Origin of the sequence: Bradyrhizobium sp. 160, assembly GCF_023073735.1 — a bacterium.
Lineage (GTDB): Bacteria > Pseudomonadota > Alphaproteobacteria > Rhizobiales > Xanthobacteraceae > Bradyrhizobium.
Genome location: NZ_JADPKD010000063.1, coordinates 86,694 through 110,952, shown reverse-complemented (window position 1 = coordinate 110,952; position 24,259 = coordinate 86,694). Strand labels below are relative to the sequence as shown.

Below are 24,259 nucleotides of genomic sequence, written 5' to 3'. Positions count from 1 at the left end.
CGCCATGTCCGAGCAGCCGACCCTCACGCCGCGGCAGCGCGATGACCTCCGCACCATTGCCGCGATGATCATTCCTCCGAGCGAGGAATATCGCGTTCCGGGCGCCGACGACGACATCATCCAGGCCGACATCCTCGCAACGCTCGGCCGCGACACCAAACAGGTCGCGGCGGCGCTGGATCATTTGGCGCAGTTGGCCGGCATGCCTTTGGCCGATCTCGAGCCGGCCGCGCGTGACGGCGTTGCCCGGCAGTTCCGCACCTCCGGCGGCGTTCCTGCCGCAACCCTCGTCCGTGTCGTGCTGCAATGCTACTACCGCGATGACCGCGTGCTGGGCTCGCTCGGGCTCGAGCTGCGCGCGCCATTTCCCAAGGGCCATGTGCTTCCGGACGGGGACTGGTCGCTGCTCGATCCGGTCAAGGCAAGAGGCGGCTCGCTGCGGCGGTCGCCCTAGCCATCTGGCCAGTCAGGCGTTGCGCTCCGGGCGGGCCACTTGCGTCGACGGGAGCAGGCCACCATCTGTGTGAGCCTTCGAGGACTCTTACCATGTTAGACTTCACCTCAGATGTCGCCGATGACGCATCGTCATCGCAAACGACTGCGGCCGCCCCGGTCGATGACCGGGCGCTGCTGGACGCCTATTCCAATGCGGTGATCGACGTCACCGACCGGGTCGGGCCCGCGGTCGTGCGGGTCGAGACTGGACCAAAAGTGCCTGATAGACGCGAGCGCGGCGGGCTCGGCTCGGGCATCGTGATCTCGCCGGATGGACTCGTGCTCACCAACAGCCATGTGGTCGGCACGTCGAAGGAGATCCGGCTGCGCGACGTTGAGGGGCACGTCGGCGACGCCCAGGTGCTCGGTGCCGATCCCGACACTGATCTCGCGCTCCTGCGCGCCAACGGCGTGCGCCACTTGCCTTATGCCGCGCTTGGCAACTCCAAGAGCCTGCGGCGTGGCCAACTCGTGATCGCGATCGGCAATCCGCTCGGCTTCGAGTCGACCGTCACGGCCGGCGTCGTCTCGGCGCTCGGCCGCTCGATCCGCTCGGTCAGCGGGCGCACCATCGAGGATGTGATCCAGACCGATGCCGCGCTCAATCCCGGCAATTCCGGCGGACCGCTGGTGTCGTCGAATGCCGAGGTGATAGGCATCAACACCGCCATCATCAACGGGGCGCAGGGCATCTGCTTTGCGGTCGCCAGCAACACCGCGCAGTTCGTGCTGTCGGAGATCATCCGCCACGGTTATGTCCGCCGCGCCTATATCGGCGTTGCCGGGCAGACCGCGCCGGTCCCGCGGCGGCATGCGGTGCTGGCCGGTGTCGAGAACAAGATGGGCGCGCTCTTGATGCAAATCGAGCCGGACGGCCCGGCGGCGAAGGCGGGCCTGTTGCCCGGTGACGTCGTGATCAGGCTCGACGGCATCGAGATCAACGGCGTCGACGATCTGATCCGCGTGCTCGACCGCGACCGGATCGGCCGGCGGCTGTCGATGGACGTGCTGCGGCTCGGCCGCCTGCGGGCGATCGATATCGATCCGATCGAACGCAAGCCAGCGCGCTAGCGCGGTTCCCCACTCGCAATGACGCGGGGCGAGAGCTTCGCACTCTCGCCGCTACTCGGCCGCGGCGGCAAAGCGGCTGTTCTCCAGCTCCGCTTCTAGCCGCGCCGTCTCGGCCGAGGCAAGTTTGATGTTTGCTTCCTTTACGTGGCCGAAGCCGCGGATCATTTCCGGCACGCGCGCAAGCCGCACCAGCAGCGGGATCTGCTCTGCCTTCAGTCCCGCGATCCGCTGATCGATCATGCCGAGATAGTCTTCAATCAGCTTGCGCTCTGTCTTGCGCTCCTCGGTACGGCCGAACGGATCGAACGCGGTGCCACGCAGGTACTTGAGTTTCGCGAGAACGCGGAAGGCGTGGATCATCCAGCCGCCGAACTCCTGTTTTTGAAGCCGGCCCGTCTTGTCGCGTTTCGCGAAGATCGGCGGGGCAAGATGGTATTTCAGCGTGAAGTCGCCGTCGAATTTTTCCGACACCTTCTTGGCGAAGCTGCCATCGGTGTAGAGCCGTGCGACCTCATACTCGTCCTTATAGGACATCAGCTTGAACAGGTTCTTTGCGACGGCCTCGGTCAGCTCGGCGGAGCCCGGCGTGGCCGCGCTCTCCGCCTTGCGTACCTTGGCGACGGCTGCGAGGTAGCGCTCGGCATATGCCCTATTCTGATAGCCAGTCAGGAACTCGGCGCGGATCGCGGTGATGTCGTCGAGCGACTTGGTCGGTGCGGCCGCCCTGTTCTTGAACTGGAGCACGCTGCGCACCCGCGACATGTCGTGGGCGGCGAGACGGCCCCAGGTGAAGGCGCGCTTGTTCATCTCGATCGCGGTGCCGTTGATCTCGAAGGCGCGGAGCAGGGCCTCCAGCGACAACGGGATCGCGCCCTTCTGGAAGGCGAAGCCGAGCATGAAGGGGTTGGTGGCGATGCTGTCGCCCATCAGCGCGGCGGCAACGCCCGTCGCGTCGATGATGTCGAGATTCTTGTCCCCGACGGCATCGCGCAGCACCGTCTGCATCGTTCCCATCTCGAAATCGAGATCCGGGTTTTGCACGAAGCTCGCGGTCGGCTGTAGATCGGCGTTGATGTAGGCCTTGGTCACGCCGCGCTCGGCGCGGCTCAGCGCGGTCGCACCGGCCGAGACGATCATGTCGCAGCCGAGGATGACGTCGGCGCCGCCGGTGGTGATGCGGACGGCGGAGATATCCTCCGGCTTCGGCGCGATACGGACATGGCTCATCACCGCGCCGTTCTTCTGCGACAGTCCGGTGAAATCGAGCGCCGAGCAGCCGCGGCCCTCGACATGGGCGGCCATGCCGAGCAGCGCGCCGATGGTGATGACGCCAGTGCCGCCGATGCCGGTGACGAGGATGTTATAAGGGCGGTCCAGCTCGCGCATTGGGGGCAGCGGCAGGTCCGCGAACAGTTGGCCGGAATCGACCGCTGACGTCTTCATGCGCTTCAGGCTGCCGCCATGCACGGTCACAAAACTCGGGCAAAAGCCCTCGACGCAGGAAAAGTCCTTGTTGCAGTTCGACTGGTCGATCTGGCGCTTGCGGCCGAACTCGGTCTCCAGCGGCTGCACCGAGACGCAGTTGGAGGCCTGCGAGCAGTCGCCGCAGCCTTCGCAGACGAGCTCGTTGATGAAGGCGCGCTTGGCGGGATCGGGATAGAGCCCGCGCTTGCGGCGGCGGCGCTTTTCGGCGGCGCAGGTCTGGTCGTAGATGATGACCGTGAGGCCCTCGATGTCGCGCAGCTCGCGCTGCACGGCGTCGAGCTCGCGGCGGTGATGGATGGTCGCGCCTTGCGGGAAGTAATGTCCTGGCGGATACTTGCTCGGATCGTCCGAGACGATCGCGAGGCGCTTGACGCCTTCGGCCCAGACCTGGTGCGCGATCTGCGCGACGTTAAAGCTGCCTTCGGCTGGCTGGCCGCCGGTCATGGCGACGGCATCGTTGTAGAGAATCTTGTAGGTGATGTTGATGCCGGCAGCCGAAGCGGCGCGGAGCGCCAGAAGTCCGGAATGGGTATAGGTGCCGTCACCGAGATTTTGAAAAATGTGCTTCTCGGTGGTGAAGGGCGATTGGCCGATCCAGTTCACGCCTTCGGCGCCCATATGCGAGATCAGATCGGTGCGGCGCGTCGGCATGCTCAGGGCCATGCCGTGGCAGCCGATGCCGGCCATGGCGCGGCTTCCTTCGGGCACGCGCGTCGAGGAGTTGTGCGGACAGCCCGAGCAGAAGAACGGCGTGCGCGCGAGCTTGATCGGCGTGATGGCGGTAACAGGGTTGTCGAACGCCTCGAGCCGCGCGAGGCGCTGCTCCAGCACCGGGCTATGATGGCCGAGCTTACGTAACCGCGCCACCAGCGCAGAGGCAACGATGGTGGGCGTCAGCTCGCCCTCGCTCGGCAGCAGCGGCGCGCCGCGCTCGTCGCGCTTTCCCGTGACAGTCGGGCGCTTCGAAGCATCGATGTTGTAGAGGATGCGCATCAGCTGGTCTTCGATGAAGCCGCGCTTCTCCTCGACCACGAGCACGTCCTGAAGACCCTCGGCGAAACGCTTGGCGCCGCTCTCTTCCAGCGGCCAGGTCATCGCAACCTTGTAGATGCGAAGGCCGAGGTCCTGCGCGTCCTTGTCGGTGATCCCTAGGTCGGCGAGCGCTTGGCGCAGATCGAGATAGGCCTTGCCGGTCGCGACGATGCCGAGCCGAGCCGGCTTGGAATCGAGCACGATACGGTCGAGCTGGTTGGCTCGGGCGAAAGCCTGCACCGCTTCCATTTTCGGCCCGAACAGGCGCCTCTCGGCCTCCAGCGGCGGATCGGGCCAGCGGATGTTGAGACCGCCGGCCGGCATCTCGAAATCTTCGGGAAGCCTGATCTGGATGCGCTCGGGGTCGCTATAGATCGAGGCCGAGCTCTCGACAGTTTCGCTGATCGCCTTGAAGCCGACCCAGCAGCCGGAGAAGCGCGACAGCGCAAAGCCATAAAGGCCGAGGTCGAGATAATCCTGAAGCGTGGCGGGATTGATCACCGGGATCAGCGCTGCCGCCAACACCTGCTCGCTCTGATGAGCCAGCGTCGAGGACTGGCAGCCATGATCGTCACCGGCCAGCGCCAGCACGCCGCCATTGCGCGAGGTGCCAGCGGCGTTGGCGTGCTTGAGCGCATCGACCGAGCGATCGACGCCGGGGCCCTTGCCGTACCAGATGCCGAACACGCCATCGACCTTGGCGCCGGGAAACAGCCCGACCTGCTGGCTGCCCCAGACCGCGGTCGCCGCAAGGTCCTCGTTGAGGCCGGGGACGAAGGCGATGTCGTGCTGCTGCAGATGCGATTTCGCGCGCCACAGCGCGTGGTCATACATCCCGAGCGGGGAACCGCGATAGCCCGAGATGAAACCGCCGGTGTTGAGCCCCTGAAGCCGGTCGCGTTCGCGCTGCAACATTGGCAAGCGGACCAGGGCCTGGGTGCCGGACAGGAAGATCCGCTTCGATTCGAGCCGGTATTTATCGTCCAGCTCGACCTGCATTAGCGTCATTTCGGAAGTCCTCGTCTTCTTGCTCGGCGTGGGATCTGTGCTGCGGGAGGGATTGCGCGGCGCGACGCGAATTGTGACAGTCAAAGCATGGGTCGGCGAAGTCAATATCGCTGGCCGCATCCGTGGCGCTCCTGCTAGTCATGGCTGCTTGTGGAGAACACCATGGCTGCAAACGCATTCGACATCGAGATCACTGAGACGGCCCAGGCGTTGATCGGACCGTGGCGCAGGCCGCGCCAGATGCTGCAAGCGCAAACTTACGAGGCGCACGCCTCGATCCATGACGACGCCACGGCGCAGAAGCTCGGCTTCAAGGGCGGCACCATCGAGGGGCCCACGCATTTCAGCCAGTTCGCACCGCTCGGCGAACGGCTGTGGGGGCGCGCTTGGTTCGAAACCGCGTGCCTCTCCGCGCATTACCGCAGCGTCTGCTATGAGGGTGAGGAGGTGCAGGCAATCCTGTCGAAGCCGCTGCCGGCTACCCGCCAGTGCGAGATCCAGATGGTCAAGCGCGACGGCACCGAGGTGCTGCGCGGCACCGCCTCGGTCGGCGAGCCGCACGTAGCGACCGCGCTCGAGACGCGCCTTGGCGAGCTCAAGCCGCTGACCGATCCCGTGATTCTGCGCGACGTGAAGGTGGCGCAGACCAGCAAATGGCAGACTGTCCGCATGGCATTTGATCAGAATATGGGCGATCTCTACCCGTTCTCGCTGCGGCAGAAACTCGCGGTCATCACGGAGAGCTCTCCGTACTACTCTGGCGCCGACAATCCATGGCGCAAGCCGATCATCCCGATGGAGATGCTCAGCGTGCTGTTCCAGTACCGCTCCAAGGACGATCCGCTGCCGGCCAAGGGGCCGGCGGTCGGCCTGTTCGCCGATCAGGAGATCCGCCTGCTGAAAGGCCCGCTCTTCGTCGACGAGGACTATGAGGTGGAGCGCGAGGTGGTCGCACTCTCCGGCAGCCGGCGAACCGAAAGCGCCTGGGTCAAGACGCGCGTGTTCGACAAGGCGAATGCACAGGTCGCCACCATGCTGCTGAACATGGCTACGCTGAAGGAGTCGTACGCGCCATACGAGGACGAGTATCGGCAGCTGTATGGGGCGGGAGGGTAGCGGCGAGCGGTGGCGTCCGCCTCTCCCGTGAGAACGGGAGCAAGACCAGAGAGCGTCGCTTCGAATGGCACGGCGCTTGCACAAGTTTGCGATACAGCGTTTCGGGCGGGGGGCATCATGCTGAACTCAACCAAGCCGGCACGGGGAATCATCAACGCCGAGCCCGAGCCGATCGGGCTCGACTGGCGCGTCACCGCGCTCCTCATTATCGACATGCAGCGCGACTTCATGGAGCCCGGCGGCTTCGGTGAGACGCTGGGCAACGACGTCAGCCAGCTCGCGCGCGCGGTGAATCCGATCGGCGCGGTGCTGAAGGCGGCGCGCGACACCGGCATGCTGGTGATCCACACCCGGGAAGGCCATCTGCCGGATCTCTCCGACGCACCGCCGGCAAAGGTCGAACGCGGCGCGCCGTCCTTGCGCATCGGCGATCCCGGCCCGATGGGGCGTATTCTCATTCGCGGAGAGGCCGGGCACGATATCATTCCCGAACTCTATCCGCTCGACAGTGAGATCGTGATCGACAAGCCGGGCAAAGGTGCGTTCTACGCCACCGAGCTCGGCGACGTCTTGGAGAAATACGGCATCGAAAACTTGCTCGTGTGCGGTGTCACCACGGAGGTCTGCGTCCACACCACGGTGCGCGAGGCCAATGACCGCGGCTATCGCTGCGTCGTCATCTCCGACGGCTGCGCATCCTACTTTCCCGAGTTTCACGAAATGGGCCTGAAGATGATCAAGGCTCAGGGCGGCATCTTCGGCTGGGTCGCGGATTCGGCCGCCATCCTGGTGGCGATGAAGACTTCGACGGGCTAGACGACGGCCAGTTATCACTTACGGCCGCACCGCCGGCGTCTCCATTGGCAAGCCGCGCGCCCGCGACATCAGATAGAGCTCGAGCGCGACGAGCTCGGGCGAGCCGTAATCATAAGCCTGGGCGCGCACGCCGGTCATGCAGCTGCGCAGCCGTCGCTCCAGCGAACCCAGCGTCTGCCATTCCAGGCGATAGAGTGGATATCCGGTCGGCTGTCCCTGCGTGATCGGCGCACCGGCGAGACGTTTATCGAAATTGTCGTCATGGCAATTGGAGCAGGCAAGATTGAGCTGGCCCTCGCGCTGCATGAACAGGTCGCGGCCCTGGTCGACGAAGGGTCTTACTTGCGGATCGTCGCCGGCGGTGATCGGAACGCCGCGCGATTGATGGGCGATGAAAGCGGACAACGCCAGCAGGTCGTGGCTCTCGTATGGCAGTGGCGTAGCCTGCTGGTGGTTGCTACGGCAGAGATTGACGCGTTGGTCGAGCGTGACGGGGCGGCCGAGCGCCTTGTCGAAGGCGGGATAGCGCGCCGCGACGCCCTTCATGCTGCCGCGGGCATCGCCATGGCAGTCGGCGCAGGACTTCTGCGCACGGCCGGTCTTCTTCCCCCACAGCGCCTCGCCGTCGAGCACGAACAGCATGCCCGGATTGGAGGTGTCGTCATCCTGCATCGCGCGCGTGTCGGGTCCCATGAAGGAATAGCCGGAGCGACGTGCCTCGGGCGGGATTTCACCGGCGAGCAGGGCAGGGACCGTGGCGGTCAGCGCCACCGCTATCGCGCGCCAAAACCTCATTCGACTAGGATGGACGCCGATGCGGTGGACGAATAGCCGTTGTCGCCGATCCATTCGAATTCGAACTTGCCGCTGTCCTTGGCGACCGTGAAGAACGACAGATAAGGGTTCGCGGCGATCGCCGGGAATAGATCCGCGCGGAAGATCTCGGTGCCGTTGTAGCGGCACGTGAAGCTCGTGATGATGTCGCGCGGCACCAGCGCGCCGGCTGCGGTGTGGCGGAAGCCGGTCTCCATCGTGTGTGAAGTCAGCGTGCGGATCTCGATGATCTCGCCGCGTTTGGCCTTGGCCGGAACATTGATGAGCGCTGCCATCAGTTCATCTCCTCAGTGCAGGCGGCCAGCGTCACGACGACGTCGGCGGCGACCTGCCAAAACGTGTCGTCGGAAAGGCGCGCGATCGCGACCACCTTCTGGCTGTCGGCGAGCCGAATCCGAGTCGAGACCTGGGCGCGGCCGGAGGAGGGACCGAGATGGAAATTGCCAATGTTCGGCTGCGGGTTCTTCTCGTTGAAGACGTGGATGCTCTTGACGTAGTCCGCGGCCGTCATTGGACTTGCGACGCTCACCGTCAACGGCACGGTATTGCCGTTCTCGACCAGCGGCGGGATGTCGAGCTTGATCTTGCCGGTGCGAATCTGTGCCTCACCGACGACGTTGCGGATCGCGGTGTTGAGCATTGCCGGTGTCGCCTCGACTGGCCGAAGCGTGACGATCGGGATCGTGCCGGCGGCCGTCACGCTGCCGGCGAGGCTTAAGAATTGTCGTCGCGTGGTTGGCATGAGCGATCCTAGTCTCGAAGCGTTGCAAGATAGGCCACGATGTCCTCGATCTCGATGGCCGACAATATCGGCTTGCCGGCGAAATTGCGCCCGACGCGCACAAGCCCGTCATTGCGATAATAGGACGGCATGATGGTCTGCGGGTTGAAGCGCGAGGCATCGACCAGACGAAGCCGCAACTGGCTCGCCGTCCACCGGTTCCCGGCACCGGTGAGATCGGGCGCGAGATCGCCCTGGAACTGCGTTTCCGGGAATGGACCGGAATGGCAGAGGATGCATGTCGTCGTGCGAGCCAGCACCAGCGCGCGGCCGCGCACGGCATCGCCGGGCGCGCCGGTGAGTGATTCAGGAATGCCGTCGCCGATGATTGTGTAGGGCGCGAGCTCTTCGGCTCTTGCACCGCAGGCCAGGGCGAGACTGGTGACGATCAGCGCTGCGATAGGAACGGATGCTCTAGCCAAAGGTGTCCGCCGTGATGGTTTGAAACCAATGCTCGGCCTCAATCGCCTCGCGCGCGCGAAGCTCGCGCGGCGCGTCAACGGGGCTGGTCGCGCCGCCTTCGACCTCCGCAAAGATGTCGCCCTTCGGCTGGTAATTGCCGGCAAGTGAAAAGCCGTAGCTGGGAGCGACAATGTTGTAGCAGACGCCGGTGAGCCGTGGCGTCTCCGGCGCACGGCCGGCAAGGAGGTTCACGATGGCAGCGGCGCAAGCCCTGCCTTGCGCGCTTGCAGCGGAAGCCGATTTGGGAATGCCGCCGCCGAGGCAGGCATCGCCAATGACGTGGACATTCTTGACGAGCTTTGACTCGAAGGTAATGGGATCGATCGGGCACCAGCCGGTTGCATCCGCAGCGCCTGCGATTTCGGCAATGCGCCCTGCGCGCTGCGGCGGAATCACATTGGCAACGTCAGGGGTGTAGTTGCCGAACTCGGTGACGATGGTTCTGGTTGCGGCATCGACCGACGTGACGCGGCCGCCTTGCGATAGCGCGACGCGCTCGATCATATCGCCGTAGAGCTCCTTCCATGCCGTTTCGAACAGCCGCTGCTGCGAGAAACTGTCCTTGGCGTCGAGGATCAGCACCTTCGAGCGCGGCTTGTTCGTCTTCAGGTAATGCGCAATCAGGCTGGCACGCTCGTAAGGCGCTGGCGGACAGCGCGAGGGATTGGCGGGAATTGCGATCGCGACGGTGCCGCCGTCCGCCATCGCCTCCAATTGCTTGCGCAGTAGCAGTGTCTGCGCACCCGCCTTCCAGCCGTGCGGCATCCTTTCCGACGCGGCGTCGTCATAGCCGGGCAGCGCTTCGACATGGAAGTCGATGCCGGGCGATAGCACGAGACGGTCATAACCGAACGCTTCGCCATCGGCCGCCGTCACGCTGCGCTTTTGCGTGTCCATGGCCGTCGCAGCCTGAGCGACGACACTGATGCCCTCGGCGGTGAGCTTGTCGTAACCGAACTGCTGCGCCTCGATCTCGCGCAGGCCCGCGATCACCTCGTTGCTGAAGGGGCAGGAGATGAAGGTCTTGTTCGGCTCGATCAGGGTCACCTGCAATTTCGCGTCGGCACGCTTGAGCGCGCGGGCACAGGCCGCGCCGCCAAAGCCGCCGCCGACCACGACGACGCGGCCCGCCGATTGCGCGCGCAGGATCGAAGGTGCGGCGAGCGATGTGGCCGCAGCGGTGATGCCGAGGACGGCATTCCGCCGTGTCACCGGCGCATTCATGAGACTTGTCCGGAAAATGCTGCGGCTGCCGTTGTGGCAGCCGCAGCGCTCTCTTAGGCGAAGGTGATGTTCTGGTCGCGCAGCGGCACCGAGCGGATGCGCTTGCCCGTTGCCGCGAAGTAGGCGTTGAGCACCGCCGGCGCCGCGACGCCGATGGTCGGCTCGCCGACGCCGCCCCAGAACCCGCCGCTCGGCACCATCACCGTCTCGACCTTCGGCATCTCGTTGATGCGCATCGAGTTGTAGGTGTCGAAGTTGGTTTGCTCGATCTTGCCGTCCTTGACAGTGCAGCCGCCGTAGAACAGCGCGGAGAGGCCATAGACGAAGGAGCCAGCGATCTGCCGCTCCACCTGAGCCGGATTGACGACGTAGCCGGGATCGGTGGAGGCGACGATTCGATGCACCTTGATCTTGCTGCCATCGGTCACCGAGATTTCGGCGGCGCCGGCGACATAGCTGCCATAGCCCATGACCTGCGCGATGCCGCGATAGACGCCCTGCGGCGCCGGCGTGCTCCAGCCGATCTTCTCGGCCACGGCATTGAGCACCGCGAGGTGCTTGGGGTGATTGCCCATCAGCTTGCGGCGGAATTCGAGCGGGTCCTGGCCTGCGGCCTCGGCCAGTTCGTCCATGAAGCATTCCATATAGATCGCGTTGTGATTGACGTTGACGCCGCGCCAGAAGCCGGGCGGAACGTGCGGGTTACGCATCGCGTGCTCGATCAGCAAGTTCGGCACCGAGTAGCCGAACGCGGCCTCGCCCGATTGGGCGACGCCCTGGAATGCGGCCGGATCCATGCCATTCTGCAACGCTTCGGGGCGTAGCGAGAACAGGATCGATTGCCCGGACAGGCGGTAGTGCAGCGCGATCAGATTGTTGTCGGCATCGAACGCGCCAGTCATCTTGCACTGGGTGATCGGGTGATACTTGCCGTGCGCCATGTCCTCTTCGCGCGACCACAACAGCTTGATCGGTGTGCCCGGCATCTGCTTGGCGATCATGACCGCCTGGCGGACATAGTCTGTCTGACCGCGCCGGCCGAAGCCGCCGCCGAGCATCACCTTGTGCACGTCGCACTTCTCCGCCGGCAGGCCCGACGCCTCCAGCACCGCCGCGAACGCCGCCTCGCCATTCTGCGTCCCGCACCAGACCTCGCATTTGTCCGCGGTGTAGAGCGCCGTGGCGTTCATCGGCTCCATGGTGGCGTGGTTCTGGTACGGGTAGCTATAGACGGCCTCGATCTTCTTGGCGGCACCGGCGATTGCCGCTTTGGCGTCGCCGTTCTTGTTGCCGACATAGGCCGGCTGCGAATCGTCGAGGCCCTCGGCCAGCCATTTCGCAATCGACTCGCTGGAGACCTTGGCGTTGTCGCCCTCGTCCCAGACGATCGGCAGCGCCTCCAGCGCGGTCTTGGCGTGCCACCAGGTATCGGCAACGACCGCAACCGCGGTATCGCCGACCTTGACGACCTTCTTGACGCCCTTCATGTCGGAGACCTTGGCCTCGTCAAAGCTCTTCAGCTTGCCGCCGAACACCGGGCAATCCTTGATTGCGGCGTTCAACATGCCGGGCAGCTTGACGTCGATGCCGTAGATCATGGCGCCGGTGGTCTTGTCGGCGGTGTCGAGCCGCTTCACGCCCTTGCCGATCAGCTTCCAGTCCTTCGGATCCTTCAGCTTGACGTCCGCCGGCGGACTAAGCTTGGCCGCAGCCTCGGCGACCTTGCCGTAGGTCGTGGTCCTGCCCGAGGGTGTATGGGTAATGACGCTGTTCGCGGCCGTGCATTCGGATGCCGGCACTTTCCACGCATCGGCGGCGGCCTGGATCAGCATCACGCGCGCGGTGGCGCCACCCTTGCGGACATAGTCCTGCGAGGAGCGGATGCCGCGGCTGCCGCCGGTCGAGAAATCGCCCCAGACACGCTTGCGGGCGACGCTCTGGCCGGGCGTTGGATATTCGGTCGTGACCTTGGTCCAGTCGCATTCGAGCTCCTCGGCGACGAGCTGGGCGAGACCGGTCAGCGAGCCCTGACCCATTTCCGAACGGGCGATGCGGATCACCACGGTGTCGTCGGGCCGGACCACGACCCAGGCGCCGATCTCAGGCGAGCCGTCGGCGGCGCGGACCACGGCGGGGCCGCCGAACGGGATGTCGAGGCCGATTGCGAGGCCTGCGCCGACCGCGGCCGTGCCGATGACGAAGGCACGACGGTTCATTTGGGGCGAGACATGCTTGTTCATGTTGCGGCTCCTTTAAGCGCTTGCGATCGTGTGGATCGCCTCGCGCACCTGGGCGAAGGTGCCGCAGCGGCAGATATTGGTGATGGCCTCGTCGATGTCGGCGTCGGTCGGCTTCGGCTTCTCGTTCAAGAGCGCGGCCACCGCCATGATCATGCCGCTCTGGCAATAGCCGCATTGCGGCACGTCCTGGGCGATCCAGGCTTCCTGCACCTTGTGCAGCGAATCTCCGGAGGCGAGCCCTTCGATCGTGGTGATCTTCTTGCCCTCGGCCTCACTGACGGAAACGCCGCAGGAGCGCATCGCCACGCCATCGATGTGAACCGTGCAGGCGCCGCATTGTGCAATGCCGCAACCGTATTTGGTGCCGGTCAGGCCGGCGTTCTCGCGGATCGCCCAGAGCAGCGGCGTATCCGGCTCGACGTCGAGCGTGAAGGTTTTTCCGTTGATTGTTAGATTTGCCATCGCAAGTCCCCTGATTGGCCCAATCCACCGATTGAACTCAGGGGCGCAATGTGTCGGGCAAACTGGAACTGTTCAAATCAACAGTCCGAGGGTAGCTATTGCACTGCCACTCCAGAGGATGGACCGAAGCGCTGTTTTGCCTCATCCCTTCTCGATCGATTCGAGCTGACGCCTCTTCCGTGGGCGCCAATCCGCGGCTTAACGCGACGTCCGGCCGTGAACGCCGGTTCCAGGCTGGACCGCCGCCGCAGCACAGCGGCGACAGTTTGTCCCTTTTGCGGGATGCAAGACGCAGGCACTTTGGTACACTGCGCCGCCGCCAACAGGAGTTCCATGAACGTGCCGAGTCCCTGCAACGTACTGATGCTCTACCCGCTGTTCTCGGCAGAGTCCTTCTGGACCTTTGGCGAATCTTGCAAGGTGCTGGGCGTCAAGCGCCCGGCCGCCCCTTTGGGGTTGATCACCGTCGCCGCAATGCTCCCCAAGAGCTGGACGATCCGGCTGATCGATTGCAACACGGCGCCCTTCAGCGACGAAGATCTCGCCTGGGCGGACGTCGTCTTCACCGGCGGAATGTTGCCGCAGCAGGCCGACACGCTGCGCCTGATCGAGCTCTGCCGCGCCGCCGGCAAGCCGGTGGTCGTCGGCGGTCCCGATCCTACCTCGAGCCCCCACATCTATGAGCGGGCCGACTTCCGGGTGCTCGGCGAGGCCGAGAGCGTCATCGACGAATTCATTGCGGCCTGGGACAGCGGCGCCCGGTCAGGCGTCTTCACCGCGCCGAAATTCCAGGCCGACGTCACCACGACGCCGGTTCCGCGTTTCGACCTGCTCAAGTTCGAGGACTATCTCTATCTTGGGGTGCAGTATTCCCGCGGATGTCCGTTCACCTGCGAGTTCTGCGACATCATCGAGCTCTACGGACGCGTGCCGCGGACCAAGACCAACGAGCAGATCCTGCGCGAGCTCGATACGCTCTACCAGATGGGCTATCGGGGCCATCTCGACTTCGTCGACGACAATTTCATCGGCAACAAGAAGTCGCTGCGGCTGTTCCTGCCCCAGCTCGCCGAATGGCAGCGCGCCCACGGCTATCCGTTCGAATTCTCCACCGAAGCCTCGGTCAACCTCGCCGACGATCCGGAGCTCCTGGAGCTGATGGGGGCGGCCAATTTCTTTGGCATCTTCGTCGGCATTGAGAGCCCTGATCCGGCGACGCTGGTCGCGATGCGGAAGAAGCAGAACACGCGGCGCAATATCGCCGAGAGCATCCACAAGATCTACGCCGCCGGCATTCTCGTCACCGCGGGCTTCATCGTCGGATTCGACAACGAGAAGGTCTCGATGGCGGAGGCGATGATCGATTTCATCGAGGAGGCAGCGATCCCCGTCAGCATGGTCGGCCTGCTCTATGCCTTGCCGAACACGCAGCTGACGCGCCGCCTGGAGCGGGAAGGCCGGCTACATCCGGGCCACGATGTGGCGCCGACGATCGGCGCCGATCAGTGCACGGCCGGGATCAACTTCGATCCGGTGCGCCCGCTGCGTGACATCCTGACGGATTACAAGCGGGTACTCGAGCACATCTACAGCCCTTCGTCCTATGCAGGACGCGTCGACCGCTTGATGACGCTGCTCGACCGTTCCAGGCAGCGCCACGAACTCGCGGAAGGCGACAAGCGCGCCAAGCTCGGCGCGATGGAGACGGTGCACCGTGTGGTCACCGCCCTTCCCGAGGCGCGCGGGCCGCTGTGGCAGACTTTCATGAACTGCGCCAAGCGCGATACCTCATCGGCGCGCATCGCCGTGCAGATGATCGCCGCCTACGCCCATCTCGGACCGTTCTCGCGCAAGGTCATCGCTGCCATCGATGAGCGCCTGGCGGCGCTGGACAACGAAACCGTCACTCCGGCGATTGTCGACGTGACGGCGGCTTGACACCTGCTCGAGAGCCTACTTCACCGCCAGACGCAGGAAGCTCATCACGCTGCCGAGCGCGGCAAAGCCTGCGCCGAGCGCCAGCGCCAATGTCGTGCCGTCGTGGCCTGCGAGCGCGAAGCAGGCCGCGGCGAGCGCCGCGCCCGTGGTCTGCCCGGTCAGGCGCGCGGTGGCGACGATGCCGGAGGCGCTACCGCTGCGATGCGGCGGCGCGCTCGACATGACCGCCTTCATGTTCGGCGCCTGGAAGAAGCCGAATCCCATGCCGCAGATCACCATCCGCCAGATGATGTCGGCAATGGCGGGATTGGCCGGCAGCATCGCGAGCAGCGCCATGCCGAGGCCGAGCAGCACGAGGCCGATGCCGCCGAGCAGGCCGACCGCGTGGCGGTCGGATAGGCGCCCGGCGATCGGCGCCATGATGCCGACCACCAGCGGCCATGGCGTCATGAAGAATCCAGTCTCGACCTGTGAGCGCCCGAGCACGTCCTCGAAGTAGAACGGCAGCGAGACGAAGGCGAGGCCCTGCACGGCGAAGGAGCACACCGCGGTTGCCGCCGACAGCGCGAACATCGGCCGGCTGAACAGGTCGATCGGCAGCATCGGCGCGGGATGGCCGGCATGGCGGCGCGTCAGGATGATTCCGAGCGCGAGCGCCGAGACCAACTCGATGCCGACAACCACCGGCGACAAATTATGCGCGGCGCTGCCGATGCCGATGATGAACAGGCCGAGACAGGCGGACGCCAGGATCGCGCCGAGAAAGTCGAAACCGTGATCGGCGCGCGGTGTCTTCGGCAGCATTGCAAAGCCGATGCCGATCGCGATCAGGCCGAACGGGATGTTGACGGCGAACAGCCATGGCCACGGGCCGAGCGCCAGGATCGCCGATGCAATGGACGGCCCGAAGGTGAAGGCGGTCGCAACCACCAGCGCGTTGTGGCCGAAGCCGCGGCCCTGCATCCGGCCGGGATAGACGAAGCGGACCAAGGCAGTGTTGACGCTCATGATGCCGCTGGCCCCTAGGCCTTGCAGCGTGCGTGCGACGAGCAGGCTGTCCAGCGACCAGGCCACCGCGCAGAACAGCGAGGAGATGGTGAACAGGATCAGGCCGCCGAGATAGATGCGCTGGTGCCCGACGATCTCGCCGAGCGCCCCGAGCGGCAACAGCGTCGCCACCAGCGCGATCTGATAGACGTTGACGACCCAGACCGATTGCTCCGGCGTGACGTGCAGGTCGGCGGCAATGGCGGGCAGGGCGATATTGGCGATCGCGGTGTCGAGCGAGGCCATCGCCAACGCGGTGAAGATCGCGGCGATGGCCCAGCGCCGCTGCGCGGCCGGCAGGCCATCGGAAATGGTGTGATCGGGCTCGCGCGCTGCGGCAGGTAACGTGATTGTCATTGCGTTATTGTCATTGCCTTGCGCATTGCACCGGCGGCGTGTTGAGGGGCTTTCGGCATGTACTACGGCCGGGCCGCCTGCCACAGAGACAAGCATGCATGCTGTGTATGCGCACGCCCGCAGCTGGGCGCTCAGACAAAAGTGCGAAAACAACCCCATGCACAGTAGGGATGGGTTTGATCGATAAGGGAATTTTCAAGCTGCATCGGGACGACATCCGCCGTCGCGGCGACGTTGACACGTCGGGCAAAACACCGGCAGGATGCTAGCTTGCCATCGCTGGGCCCAGGGACCGCATAGGTTCGGCTGGAATGCGCGGTCCACTTTGCGAGCAGCAGATCCGATCATCTTGTCGTCACGCGCCGACTCGATGCCCGCTGTCGTCAACTGATCCGGACAACCATCTTCCCGAGGGCGGAGCGCGTTGTCATCGCCGCGAACGCATCCCGGAATTCCTCGAAAGGGAAAACCTTTCCGACAACCGGAATAAGCGTCTTGTTGCTGAGCCAGTCAAACAATTGGGCAACCGAACGGTCTCGTACCTCCGGCTCTCGACGGCCGATCTGGGCCAGGTCCACGCCCAGCAGCGCACCCCCTTTCAGGAGGGGCAGGTTGAACCGCAGCGCCGGAATGGTCCCTGAGGCAAAGCCGATCACGAGGTGCCGGCCGTTCCACGCGATCGACCGAAACGCCTGAAGGCTCAGGTCCCCGCCGACCGGATCATAGATGACATCGGCGCCGTGACCCCCTGTCAGCTCGCTGAGCTCGTCGCGCCACTTCTCACCCGTGTAGTCCAGGGCGGCATCCGCGCCGAACCTGATCGCAAATCTTCGCTTGTCTTCGGTGGATGCCGCCGCGATCACTCGCGCGCCCAGCAACTTTCCGACTTGAACGGCGGCTATGCCGACGCCGCCCGCAGCACCCAAAACCAGAAGTGTCTCGCCGCTGACCAGCTTGGCCCGCGCACTGAGCGCATAGAGTGCCGTGAGATAGTTGGCAAAGAAGGCGGCGCCCGTTTCTGGATCGATGCCATTCGGCGTCACGAAGAGGTCTGCGGCCCGAACGCAAATATAGTCTGCAAGGCCGCCGTTTCGGACCATCCCGATGACCGGCGTCCCTCGTGCAAAGCCCGCCACATCGGAAGCCGCCTCATCGACGACGCCCGCAAATTCCGAGCCGGGCGTAAAAGGCAGAGGGTCCTTGGTCTGGTAGAGGCCCTGCACCTTCAAGCCGTCCACGAACCCGACCGCGGCCGCCTGGACCCGAACCCTGACGCGCCCTGGCGACAGCTCCGGCCTCGCGACCTCCTTGATGGCGATGTTTTCAATGCGATCGTAGTTTTCGACGACAACTGCTCTCATGACTCGTTCCCAAACCTGGCGTCGGGCGAGGACGAAGCTCCGCTGCCGCTCGAAAAGCAAATGGTATTGTTCGCTTCCTCCTCCGGCAATAGCGCCCATCGGTTGCCTTCGAACTTCATCAAACGAACCTTCGCTGGAAGTCCATCTGCTGACGGCTGACCTTGAACAGCGCCAGATCGCGGCGGTTGTCGGCCTGGAGATCCGCCGAGACGGACCAGACTTGCTTCAGGCGATGCGCTGGTGCGGTCCGTGCCCGCATGCATGATTTAATTTGACTTTTGTACAGCGTCAAAATTATATGGTTAATACATTTAAATATTTAATAATTATAAGTGGTTATTTCGATCTAAGGGTGTTTTGGGCGAGGACTGAAACCGTGCGAACAGGTCGAGCTATTCGCCGCAACGGACTCGCTGTCGAACGAGGCCTGATCCATGCGCCGACCAATTGATACTGCACCGAGGAACGGAGAATGCATCTGGGTGGAAGATGCGACCGGGGCTGTTGAGGTTGGCCATTGGTCATCGGAGGCGGGCAAATGGGTCTGGCAGGACGGCTCTCCCATCAATCCTGCGCCGACCCATTGGTGTCCGGTAATCGAGGATGCCGATCCAGAGGAGGAACGATCGGGCAGTTGGCTGGTGGCGGTTGCCATTTTTGTTCCCATCATCCTAGTTGGCGCTTCCCTGCTCGGTGTGTTCGAGCCCTTCAATGCGCAAACGTTACCGGACATGACGCGCATCGGCAGTGAGAGCGCCCTCAGCCTCGATCAGCGGCCGGAAATCACGACCGGATCGCTAGCTCTCCTTCAGCACGAAACGGCCGGAGCCCTGATGCACGCGGAGCCGGCAAGCGTGGTTCGAGCTCAGCAGCGGCTGGACGAAAACGCTCCGCGCGTTGAAGCACTCGCCAATCAGCTGGCCGAGGCGCACCGAGTGCTCGACGAGCAAGTCCTGCGCACGCAGACGGTGGAAGTCGCCGCGGAGGAGCTGCGGAAATCACTTCAACAGGAGCAAGCCCACAGCGCCGCGCTCGTGAACGAACTTGCCGAAGCCCGCCGCGAGATCGATGCTGGTAAGGCACAATCCCGAAAGGCGGACGAAGTGGCCGCGCAGCAGAGAGAGGCGGCGGCGGGCGAGATCGCAGAACTGCAGCAGTCCCTTCAGCAGGAGCGGCAAAGAAGCGGCCTGCTCGTGAAGCAGGCGAACACCGCGCAGGCAGCAGCAGCGAGCGCTGAGCAACAACGCCACGAGGCGCAGGCACGCGCCGCCGCACTCGCGAGCGAACTCGCCGGAATACCTCGCGGATCGCTCATGGCGGAAGCTGCGGCAGCGGAACAAAGCGAGGCGGCGGAGCGGGAGATTGCGGAGTTGCGGCAGCCTTTGCAAGACGAGCGGCAGAAGAACGCCGACCTCGTCGCGGGAGCCAAAGTAGCGCAAGCGATGACGGCCAATGCCGAACAACAACGTCGCGCTCTCGAAGAGGCCCAGGCGCATGCAACCGCGCTCGCGAGAGAACTTGCGGAAACGCGCCGTGAGATCGAAACCCGGAACGTGCAATTGCGCGAGGCGGCCGATGCGGCCTCGCAGCAGAGACAGGCAACGACGCGCGAGATTGCCGAGTTGCGGCAGTCGCTGCAACAGGAGCGGAGCGCGGTGGAAGCTCGGGAAAGAGCCGGCGCATCGGCAACGGGCCTGACCGATGTGCGCCTGCCGGTGGAGCAAACGAATGAAGGCGTCCTCTTGCCGGCGAGGCAGAACGTGGAAGTGACCGTACCAGAGGCGCCGACAGCCGCAAATCAAAACGAGGCGGAGGCCCGATTGATCCCGCGCGCCAGGGCATTGCTCGACCAGGGAAATATCGGTGCAGCGCGGATTGTCCTCGAGCTCGCGGCTGAGAAGGACATTGCGCAGGCAAGCTTCATGCTCGCGGAGACTTATGATCCGGCGGTCTTATCCGCCTGGGGGACTTATGGAACGCGCGGCGAAGCGGCCAAGGCGCGAGAACTCTACGCGAAGGCACACCGGGGCGGTATTCGCGAAGCGAAGGAACGGCTGGATGCGCTGCGGCGCTGAGAATCGGCCCGTTGCATTGCGGCGGGACGAAAGGTTGCGACAGATGATCCAGAAGGGAACGACATGAACAGGGTGCCAAATTCAACCTCGTTGCTTCTGCTCGCCGCGCTGACGACATTCGCCTCGATGCTTCAGCCGGCTCGCCTGGAAGCGCAAACCGGAAAAAGCGCCAGGGCCGAGGCGCAAATGGTCCGACGGCCGCTCCCGCTAGAGAACGAAAAAGACCGGATGAACGCCTGGACGGTCGGGCTCGCCAGCGGCCTGCTCGAGGGCGCGCCGATCCGCCTCGCCGCAGAAATGGCTCGCGTCGTCGATGACGGAGCAGACCTGCATCTCCTGCCGATCGTCACCCGGGGCGCCACCGACAATCTGAATGCGCTGCTCTACTTGCGTGGCGTCGATACCGCCATCATCAATTCCGACGCACTCGAAGAGTACAAGGTTCAGGCACCGCAGATCCGAAGCCGCATCACGTATCTGCTCAATCTCTTCCCATCCGAACTGCACATTTTCGTGCGACCGGAAATCGCGACTCTGCAGGATCTTGCCGGCAAGAAAGTGAACTTCAACACTCTGGGCACCGCAGCCGCCTATTCAGGACCACTGATCTTCAGCCGTCTCGGCATCGATGTCGACAAGACATTCATTCCGCATCAAGTGGCCTTGGAACAGATGCGCAAGGGCGAGATGTCGGCCGTGGTGTTCATCACATCGAAACCGGTCGACGCCTTCGTAAAGGGCCGCTGGGAGGCTGGATTCAAGTTCCTCCCGGTCCCTTACGACAGCAAGTTCGAGGACTATTATCTGCCCGCGAGCCTGGACGCCAATGAGTATCCCAATCTGATCAGGCAAGGCGAGCGGGTCTCGACCATCGCGGTGCCGACAGCGCTCGTTGCCTTCAACTGGCCGCAACGTTCGAATCGCTACCAACGCGTGGCGCGCCTTGTCGAGTACCTGTTCTCGCGAATCGACCGCCTGCAGGCTCCAGGCTTCGATCCGAAATGGCAGTCGATCAATCTCGCGGCAGAGGTTCCAGGGCTCACCCGCTTCCGAGCTGCGCAGGTATGGTTGGATCGCAAGGCGCGCAGCGTACAGGCGAGGCCATGAAGACTGCCGCTCCTCCGATCGCCCTCGCCTTGAACGTCGCCTGCGGAATCGCTTACGCGCAAAACACGAGTGATCCCATGGAAGCACTTCGGACTTGTTCGGCGATGGAGGGGGCGGTCCGGCTGGAATGTCTACAAGATCTGTCCCGCAAGATTCCGCCGCCCGGCCGGCGGGCGTCGGACGATAGCTGGCTGGTCAGCGAGACCACTTCGCCGGTCGACTATTCACCAATCGTCACCGCCACCACCTCTTCCATTGGCGGCTCGGATGGCGCGGCGATGCAACTCGCAATCCACTGCCGCAAAGGCCGCACGGAAGTCATGGTCACAGGACCGACGGTGTCACGCAATGCAAACGAATACGTCGTCACCTTTCAGCTCAATGCGGAGCCGCCAATGCAACTCACGGCAGCCTCGCCGTCATTCGGCTCTGGCGTCGCTTTCGGCGGCGACGTCGTGCAATTGCTGAGGTCGCTGCCCGATGACGGTTACATCGATGTGCGTCTTTCCACCCGTACTGGCGCGGTGCAAGAAGGACACTTCCTGCTCAGCGGATTCAAGAATGTGCGCAAAAAAATGGGGGCTGCATGCAAATGGCCACATGCCGTCGCCAGACCAGGAAAGTGATGGTCAGGGAACGGGAGACACGAGATGATCAATCCAAACTTGACGACGGCCGTCATCAGCGGCTTGGCGATGCTGCTTCTGGTCGGACCAAGCGCGCAGGCGCAGCAGGACAACCAGTGGCTCCCGCAGGCGAGTGCGAACAGTCACGCGAGCTACCCGAAGCATCCGGCACGACAGAAGCAGGCGAGAAAGCCGGAGCATAACCACACGAGCAAGCAGGCCGCTGCGAACAACACGATGGTGACGCAGGCGACAAAAACGGAGAGCGCCAGCAAGCCGCACCGGCTGATCCTGCAGGTCAATTCCAACGAACCTGCGATGATGAACCTCACACTCAACAATGCGACCAACGTCGCGCAATACTACCGCGATCGCGGTGAACCAGTATCGATCGAGGTTGTCACCTTTGGCCCAGGTCTTCACATGCTGCGTGACGACACCTCGCCGGTAAAGCCTCGGATCGAGGTGCTCGCGATGAGCAATCCCGAAATCGCCTTCAAGGCTTGCGGCAACACGCAGGAAAACATGCGTAAGGCGGAGAACAAGGACATAAGCCTGATTCCACAGGCCACAATTGTCAAATCCGGTGTCGTCCGTGTCATGGAGCTGCAGGAACAGGGCTGGAGCTACGTCAAACCGTGAGGTCCGCCCGCAAACCCAGGGCAATCGCATATGGCAAGCAGGATTCTCTGCGGCCCATCCTTCGGGACGCCCGCTTTGGCGGGCTCCTCAGGATGAGGGCGGAGTGTGCGGCAGCAGTTCAACGGGCTCGATGCCAATTAGCCTCATCCTGAGGAGACCGCTGCAAGCGGTCGTCTCGAAGGACGAGGCGCTTGCTTAGGCCGTTCCAAGAGATCATATGCGACGGCCCTGCCAGCAAACCGCACCCCGCATGCATTCGCGGGCCGAGCGGATCAGCAGCCCGCCCTAAAACTGATATCTCCGCAAGCCGCCGTCCACCGGGATCACCGTGCCCGTGATGTAGCGCGCCACCGGTGATGCCAGGAACACCGCGAGCGCGGCGAGATCCTCCGGCTCGCCCCAATAGCCGACCGGGATCTCTTCCTCGGCAAAGCGCTCGCGATAATCCGGCGGGTAGTTGCGGCGGATCTGCTCGCTCATGATGCGGCCGGGCGGGATGCAGTTGATGGTGATGCCGTGCGCGCCGATCTCGCGTGACAGGCCCTTGGCCCAGGCGTGCACGGCGGCCTTGGCGGCGAAGGCGGCGTTCAGGCCCTCCGGCTCGGACTTGCCCGTGATATTGACGATGCGGCCCCATTTGCGTTCGATCATCTGCGGCAGCAGCGCGTGCGCGATGCGGCGGTAGCTGGTGAAATTCAGCGCCATCGCCTCGTCCCATTTGCTGTCGGGCGCATCGACGGGCAGCGGACGGCTGCCACCGGCATTGTTGACGAGGATGTCGACATGGCCGAGCTCGCGCACGGCGAAGGCCGCGATGTTCTCGGCGGCGTCCTTCGCCATCACGTCCTGCTCGAACGGAGCAATCAACCCGCCGCCGACTTCTTTCACCAGTTCGGCGAGCAGGGCGTTCCGCCGCGCCACGCCCACGACGCGCACGCCTTCGGCGGCAAGGCCCTTGGCGATGGCGCGGCCGATGCCGATGCTCGCGCCCGTGACGACAGCGGTTTTCGATTTGAGCCCGAGGTCCATGGTCACACGCCTTCTCGATTGCTTCTGGCTGTTGCTTTCGTTTCCTGCCCCGTCCTGCGGCCTTGCGAATTGCCCGACCGGGACTAGCAGTGGTAACCAGAAGCTTCGGCGAAGGAAACACGAAAAAGAAAAGGCGCGAGCGATGGTTTGGGACCCGCAGCAATATCTGAAGTTCTCCGGCCACCGGCTCCGGCCCGCCGTAGATCTGTTGATGCGGATTCCGGATTTCGCACCGCGCGCGATCGCCGATCTCGGCGCCGGCGCCGGCAACGTGACGAAACTGATTAGGGAGCGTTGGCCTGAGGCCACCGTGACGGGAGTCGAGGGCTCGGCCGAGATGGTCGCGGCGGGACGCAAGGCCGCGCCCGACGTGGAATGGTCGCATGAGGATCTTGGCCACTGGCGCCCTGCCAAACAGTACGACTTGATCTATTCCAATGCCGCACTGCACTGGCTGCCCAATCACGCGGCGCTGTTTCCGTCGGTGATGGAGAAGGTGACCCCCGGCGGCATGCTCGCGGTGCAGATGCCGCGCAACTTCACCGCACCGTCGCACGTGCTGATCGGCGAGACCGCGCTGAATGGTCCCTGGCGGTCCAAGGTCGCGCATCTCGTTACGCCACCGCCGGTCGAAGCGCCGGCCTTATATCATGATCTGCTTGCACCGATGTCGGCCCATATCGACATCTGGGAGACGGAATATCTGCAAGTGCTCGAAGGCGAGAACCCCGTGAAGGAATGGACCAAGGGGACCTGGCTGACGCGCTATCTCGATGTGTTGCAGGGAGATGAGAAGGCCGCGTTCGAAGCGGCCTATGGGATGCGCGTTGCAAAGGCCTATCCGAAGAATGCGGCGGGGCAGACGCTGTTCCCGTTCCGGCGTCTCTTCATAGTCGCCCAGCGCAAAAGCTGATGGCTGCCGCAATGCGGCATAAGCGCTCGCTTCCTTGCACTGTAGCGGGCTCCGGGTTGCGCACCCGGCCGCCGTCAAGTTAGCTTGGCTGCGGCAAATTGGGCTTAGGTCTAGTTGTTCGGGTGGCAGATTGCTGCC

General features: G+C 64.0%; 22 protein-coding genes. 10 read left to right on the top strand and 12 right to left on the bottom strand.

The window, feature by feature from the left end:
• Nucleotides 1–4 precede the first annotated feature (4 nt).
• Both IVA98_RS26120 and IVA98_RS26115 read left to right on the top strand, forming a co-directional pair.
• Nucleotides 5–454: a hypothetical protein gene (locus tag IVA98_RS26120; protein WP_247303119.1), complete on the top strand. Its 450-nt coding sequence runs from the start codon at nucleotides 5–7 to the stop codon at nucleotides 452–454.
• Nucleotides 455–546: 92 nt separating this feature from the next.
• A complete protein-coding gene (locus tag IVA98_RS26115) occupies nucleotides 547–1,566 on the top strand; it encodes a S1C family serine protease (protein ID WP_247303117.1) in 1,020 nt (339 codons plus the stop codon).
• 51 nt (nucleotides 1,567–1,617) lie between these two features.
• Here the strand turns inward: IVA98_RS26115 and IVA98_RS26110 are convergent, their stop codons facing one another.
• Entirely contained in the window at nucleotides 1,618–5,091 is a 3,474-nt protein-coding gene (locus IVA98_RS26110) for an indolepyruvate ferredoxin oxidoreductase family protein (RefSeq protein WP_247355747.1), read from the bottom strand.
• A gap of 162 nt (nucleotides 5,092–5,253) precedes the next feature.
• Here IVA98_RS26110 and IVA98_RS26105 point away from each other — a divergent pair, with 162 nt between their 5' ends.
• Together IVA98_RS26105 and IVA98_RS26100 are read left to right on the top strand one after the other, a co-directional pair.
• Nucleotides 5,254–6,207, top strand: coding sequence for a hypothetical protein (locus IVA98_RS26105; RefSeq protein WP_247355746.1), 954 nt, complete (start codon nucleotides 5,254–5,256; stop codon nucleotides 6,205–6,207).
• Between the two features lie 117 nt (nucleotides 6,208–6,324).
• Entirely contained in the window at nucleotides 6,325–7,023 is a 699-nt protein-coding gene (locus IVA98_RS26100; protein WP_247303114.1) for a cysteine hydrolase family protein, read from the top strand.
• 18 nt (nucleotides 7,024–7,041) lie between these two features.
• On the opposite strand, the gene soxA is transcribed toward IVA98_RS26100, so the two are convergent.
• From soxA to IVA98_RS26065, 7 genes are read right to left on the bottom strand one after another with little or no spacing between them, the layout of a single operon-like run.
• Entirely contained in the window at nucleotides 7,042–7,818 is a 777-nt protein-coding gene (soxA, locus tag IVA98_RS26095; RefSeq protein WP_247303112.1) for a sulfur oxidation c-type cytochrome SoxA, read from the bottom strand.
• Complete coding sequence (gene soxZ, locus IVA98_RS26090) at nucleotides 7,815–8,132, bottom strand: thiosulfate oxidation carrier complex protein SoxZ (protein ID WP_247303111.1); 318 nt, start codon at nucleotides 8,130–8,132, stop codon at nucleotides 7,815–7,817. The genes soxA and soxZ overlap by 4 nt, the downstream gene beginning before the upstream one ends.
• Nucleotides 8,132–8,599, bottom strand: a complete 468-nt coding sequence (locus IVA98_RS26085) for a SoxY-related AACIE arm protein (protein WP_247303109.1) — start codon at nucleotides 8,597–8,599, stop codon at nucleotides 8,132–8,134. Before IVA98_RS26085 ends, soxZ begins: the two co-directional genes overlap by 1 nt.
• Nucleotides 8,600–8,607: 8 nt before the next feature.
• Nucleotides 8,608–9,060, bottom strand: a complete 453-nt coding sequence (gene soxX / locus IVA98_RS26080) for a sulfur oxidation c-type cytochrome SoxX (RefSeq protein ID WP_247336140.1) — start codon at nucleotides 9,058–9,060, stop codon at nucleotides 8,608–8,610.
• Nucleotides 9,053–10,324, bottom strand: coding sequence for an NAD(P)/FAD-dependent oxidoreductase (locus tag IVA98_RS26075; RefSeq protein ID WP_247336144.1), 1,272 nt, complete (start codon nucleotides 10,322–10,324; stop codon nucleotides 9,053–9,055). Before IVA98_RS26075 ends, soxX begins: the two co-directional genes overlap by 8 nt.
• Nucleotides 10,325–10,377: 53 nt before the next feature.
• Nucleotides 10,378–12,564 (bottom strand): xanthine dehydrogenase family protein molybdopterin-binding subunit, encoded by a 2,187-nt coding sequence (locus IVA98_RS26070; protein WP_247303103.1) that lies wholly within the window; start codon nucleotides 12,562–12,564, stop codon nucleotides 10,378–10,380.
• A gap of 12 nt (nucleotides 12,565–12,576) precedes the next feature.
• Nucleotides 12,577–13,026 (bottom strand): (2Fe-2S)-binding protein, encoded by a 450-nt coding sequence (locus IVA98_RS26065; RefSeq protein WP_247279253.1) that lies wholly within the window; start codon nucleotides 13,024–13,026, stop codon nucleotides 12,577–12,579.
• 333 nt (nucleotides 13,027–13,359) lie between these two features.
• Between IVA98_RS26065 and IVA98_RS26060 the strand changes: the two genes are divergently transcribed.
• The gene (locus IVA98_RS26060) at nucleotides 13,360–14,964 is read left to right on the top strand and encodes a B12-binding domain-containing radical SAM protein (protein WP_247303100.1); all 1,605 of its coding nucleotides are present in this window, start codon (nucleotides 13,360–13,362) and stop codon (nucleotides 14,962–14,964) included.
• 15 nt (nucleotides 14,965–14,979) lie between these two features.
• Here the strand turns inward: IVA98_RS26060 and IVA98_RS26055 are convergent, their stop codons facing one another.
• The 3 genes from IVA98_RS26055 to IVA98_RS26045 form a co-directional block, all read right to left on the bottom strand.
• Nucleotides 14,980–16,368, bottom strand: a complete 1,389-nt coding sequence (locus tag IVA98_RS26055) for an MFS transporter (RefSeq protein ID WP_247303098.1) — start codon at nucleotides 16,366–16,368, stop codon at nucleotides 14,980–14,982.
• A 383-nt stretch (nucleotides 16,369–16,751) separates the two neighbouring features.
• The gene (locus IVA98_RS26050) at nucleotides 16,752–17,729 is read right to left on the bottom strand and encodes an NADPH:quinone oxidoreductase family protein (protein ID WP_247303095.1); all 978 of its coding nucleotides are present in this window, start codon (nucleotides 17,727–17,729) and stop codon (nucleotides 16,752–16,754) included.
• 118 nt (nucleotides 17,730–17,847) lie between these two features.
• Nucleotides 17,848–17,988, bottom strand: coding sequence for a hypothetical protein (locus IVA98_RS26045; protein ID WP_247355745.1), 141 nt, complete (start codon nucleotides 17,986–17,988; stop codon nucleotides 17,848–17,850).
• 223 nt (nucleotides 17,989–18,211) lie between these two features.
• Here IVA98_RS26045 and IVA98_RS26040 point away from each other — a divergent pair, with 223 nt between their 5' ends.
• The 4 genes from IVA98_RS26040 (at nucleotide 18,212) to IVA98_RS26025 (ending at nucleotide 22,179) form a co-directional block, all read left to right on the top strand.
• A complete protein-coding gene (locus tag IVA98_RS26040) occupies nucleotides 18,212–19,804 on the top strand; it encodes a coiled-coil domain-containing protein (protein ID WP_247303093.1) in 1,593 nt (530 codons plus the stop codon).
• 63 nt (nucleotides 19,805–19,867) lie between these two features.
• On the top strand, nucleotides 19,868–20,911 hold the full coding sequence (locus IVA98_RS26035; protein ID WP_247303091.1) for a TAXI family TRAP transporter solute-binding subunit: 1,044 nt from the start codon (nucleotides 19,868–19,870) through the stop codon (nucleotides 20,909–20,911).
• Nucleotides 20,908–21,537: a hypothetical protein gene (locus IVA98_RS26030; protein WP_247303089.1), complete on the top strand. Its 630-nt coding sequence runs from the start codon at nucleotides 20,908–20,910 to the stop codon at nucleotides 21,535–21,537. The genes IVA98_RS26035 and IVA98_RS26030 overlap by 4 nt, the downstream gene beginning before the upstream one ends.
• A gap of 69 nt (nucleotides 21,538–21,606) precedes the next feature.
• Nucleotides 21,607–22,179, top strand: coding sequence for a DsrE family protein (locus IVA98_RS26025; RefSeq protein WP_247355744.1), 573 nt, complete (start codon nucleotides 21,607–21,609; stop codon nucleotides 22,177–22,179).
• Nucleotides 22,180–22,464: 285 nt separating this feature from the next.
• Here IVA98_RS26025 and IVA98_RS26020 read toward each other — a convergent pair whose 3' ends face one another.
• Nucleotides 22,465–23,208: an SDR family NAD(P)-dependent oxidoreductase gene (locus IVA98_RS26020; protein WP_247303395.1), complete on the bottom strand. Its 744-nt coding sequence runs from the start codon at nucleotides 23,206–23,208 to the stop codon at nucleotides 22,465–22,467.
• Nucleotides 23,209–23,350: 142 nt separating this feature from the next.
• Here IVA98_RS26020 and IVA98_RS26015 point away from each other — a divergent pair, with 142 nt between their 5' ends.
• Nucleotides 23,351–24,121: a methyltransferase domain-containing protein gene (locus IVA98_RS26015; protein ID WP_247303085.1), complete on the top strand. Its 771-nt coding sequence runs from the start codon at nucleotides 23,351–23,353 to the stop codon at nucleotides 24,119–24,121.
• The last annotated feature ends 138 nt before the right edge of the window (nucleotides 24,122–24,259 follow it).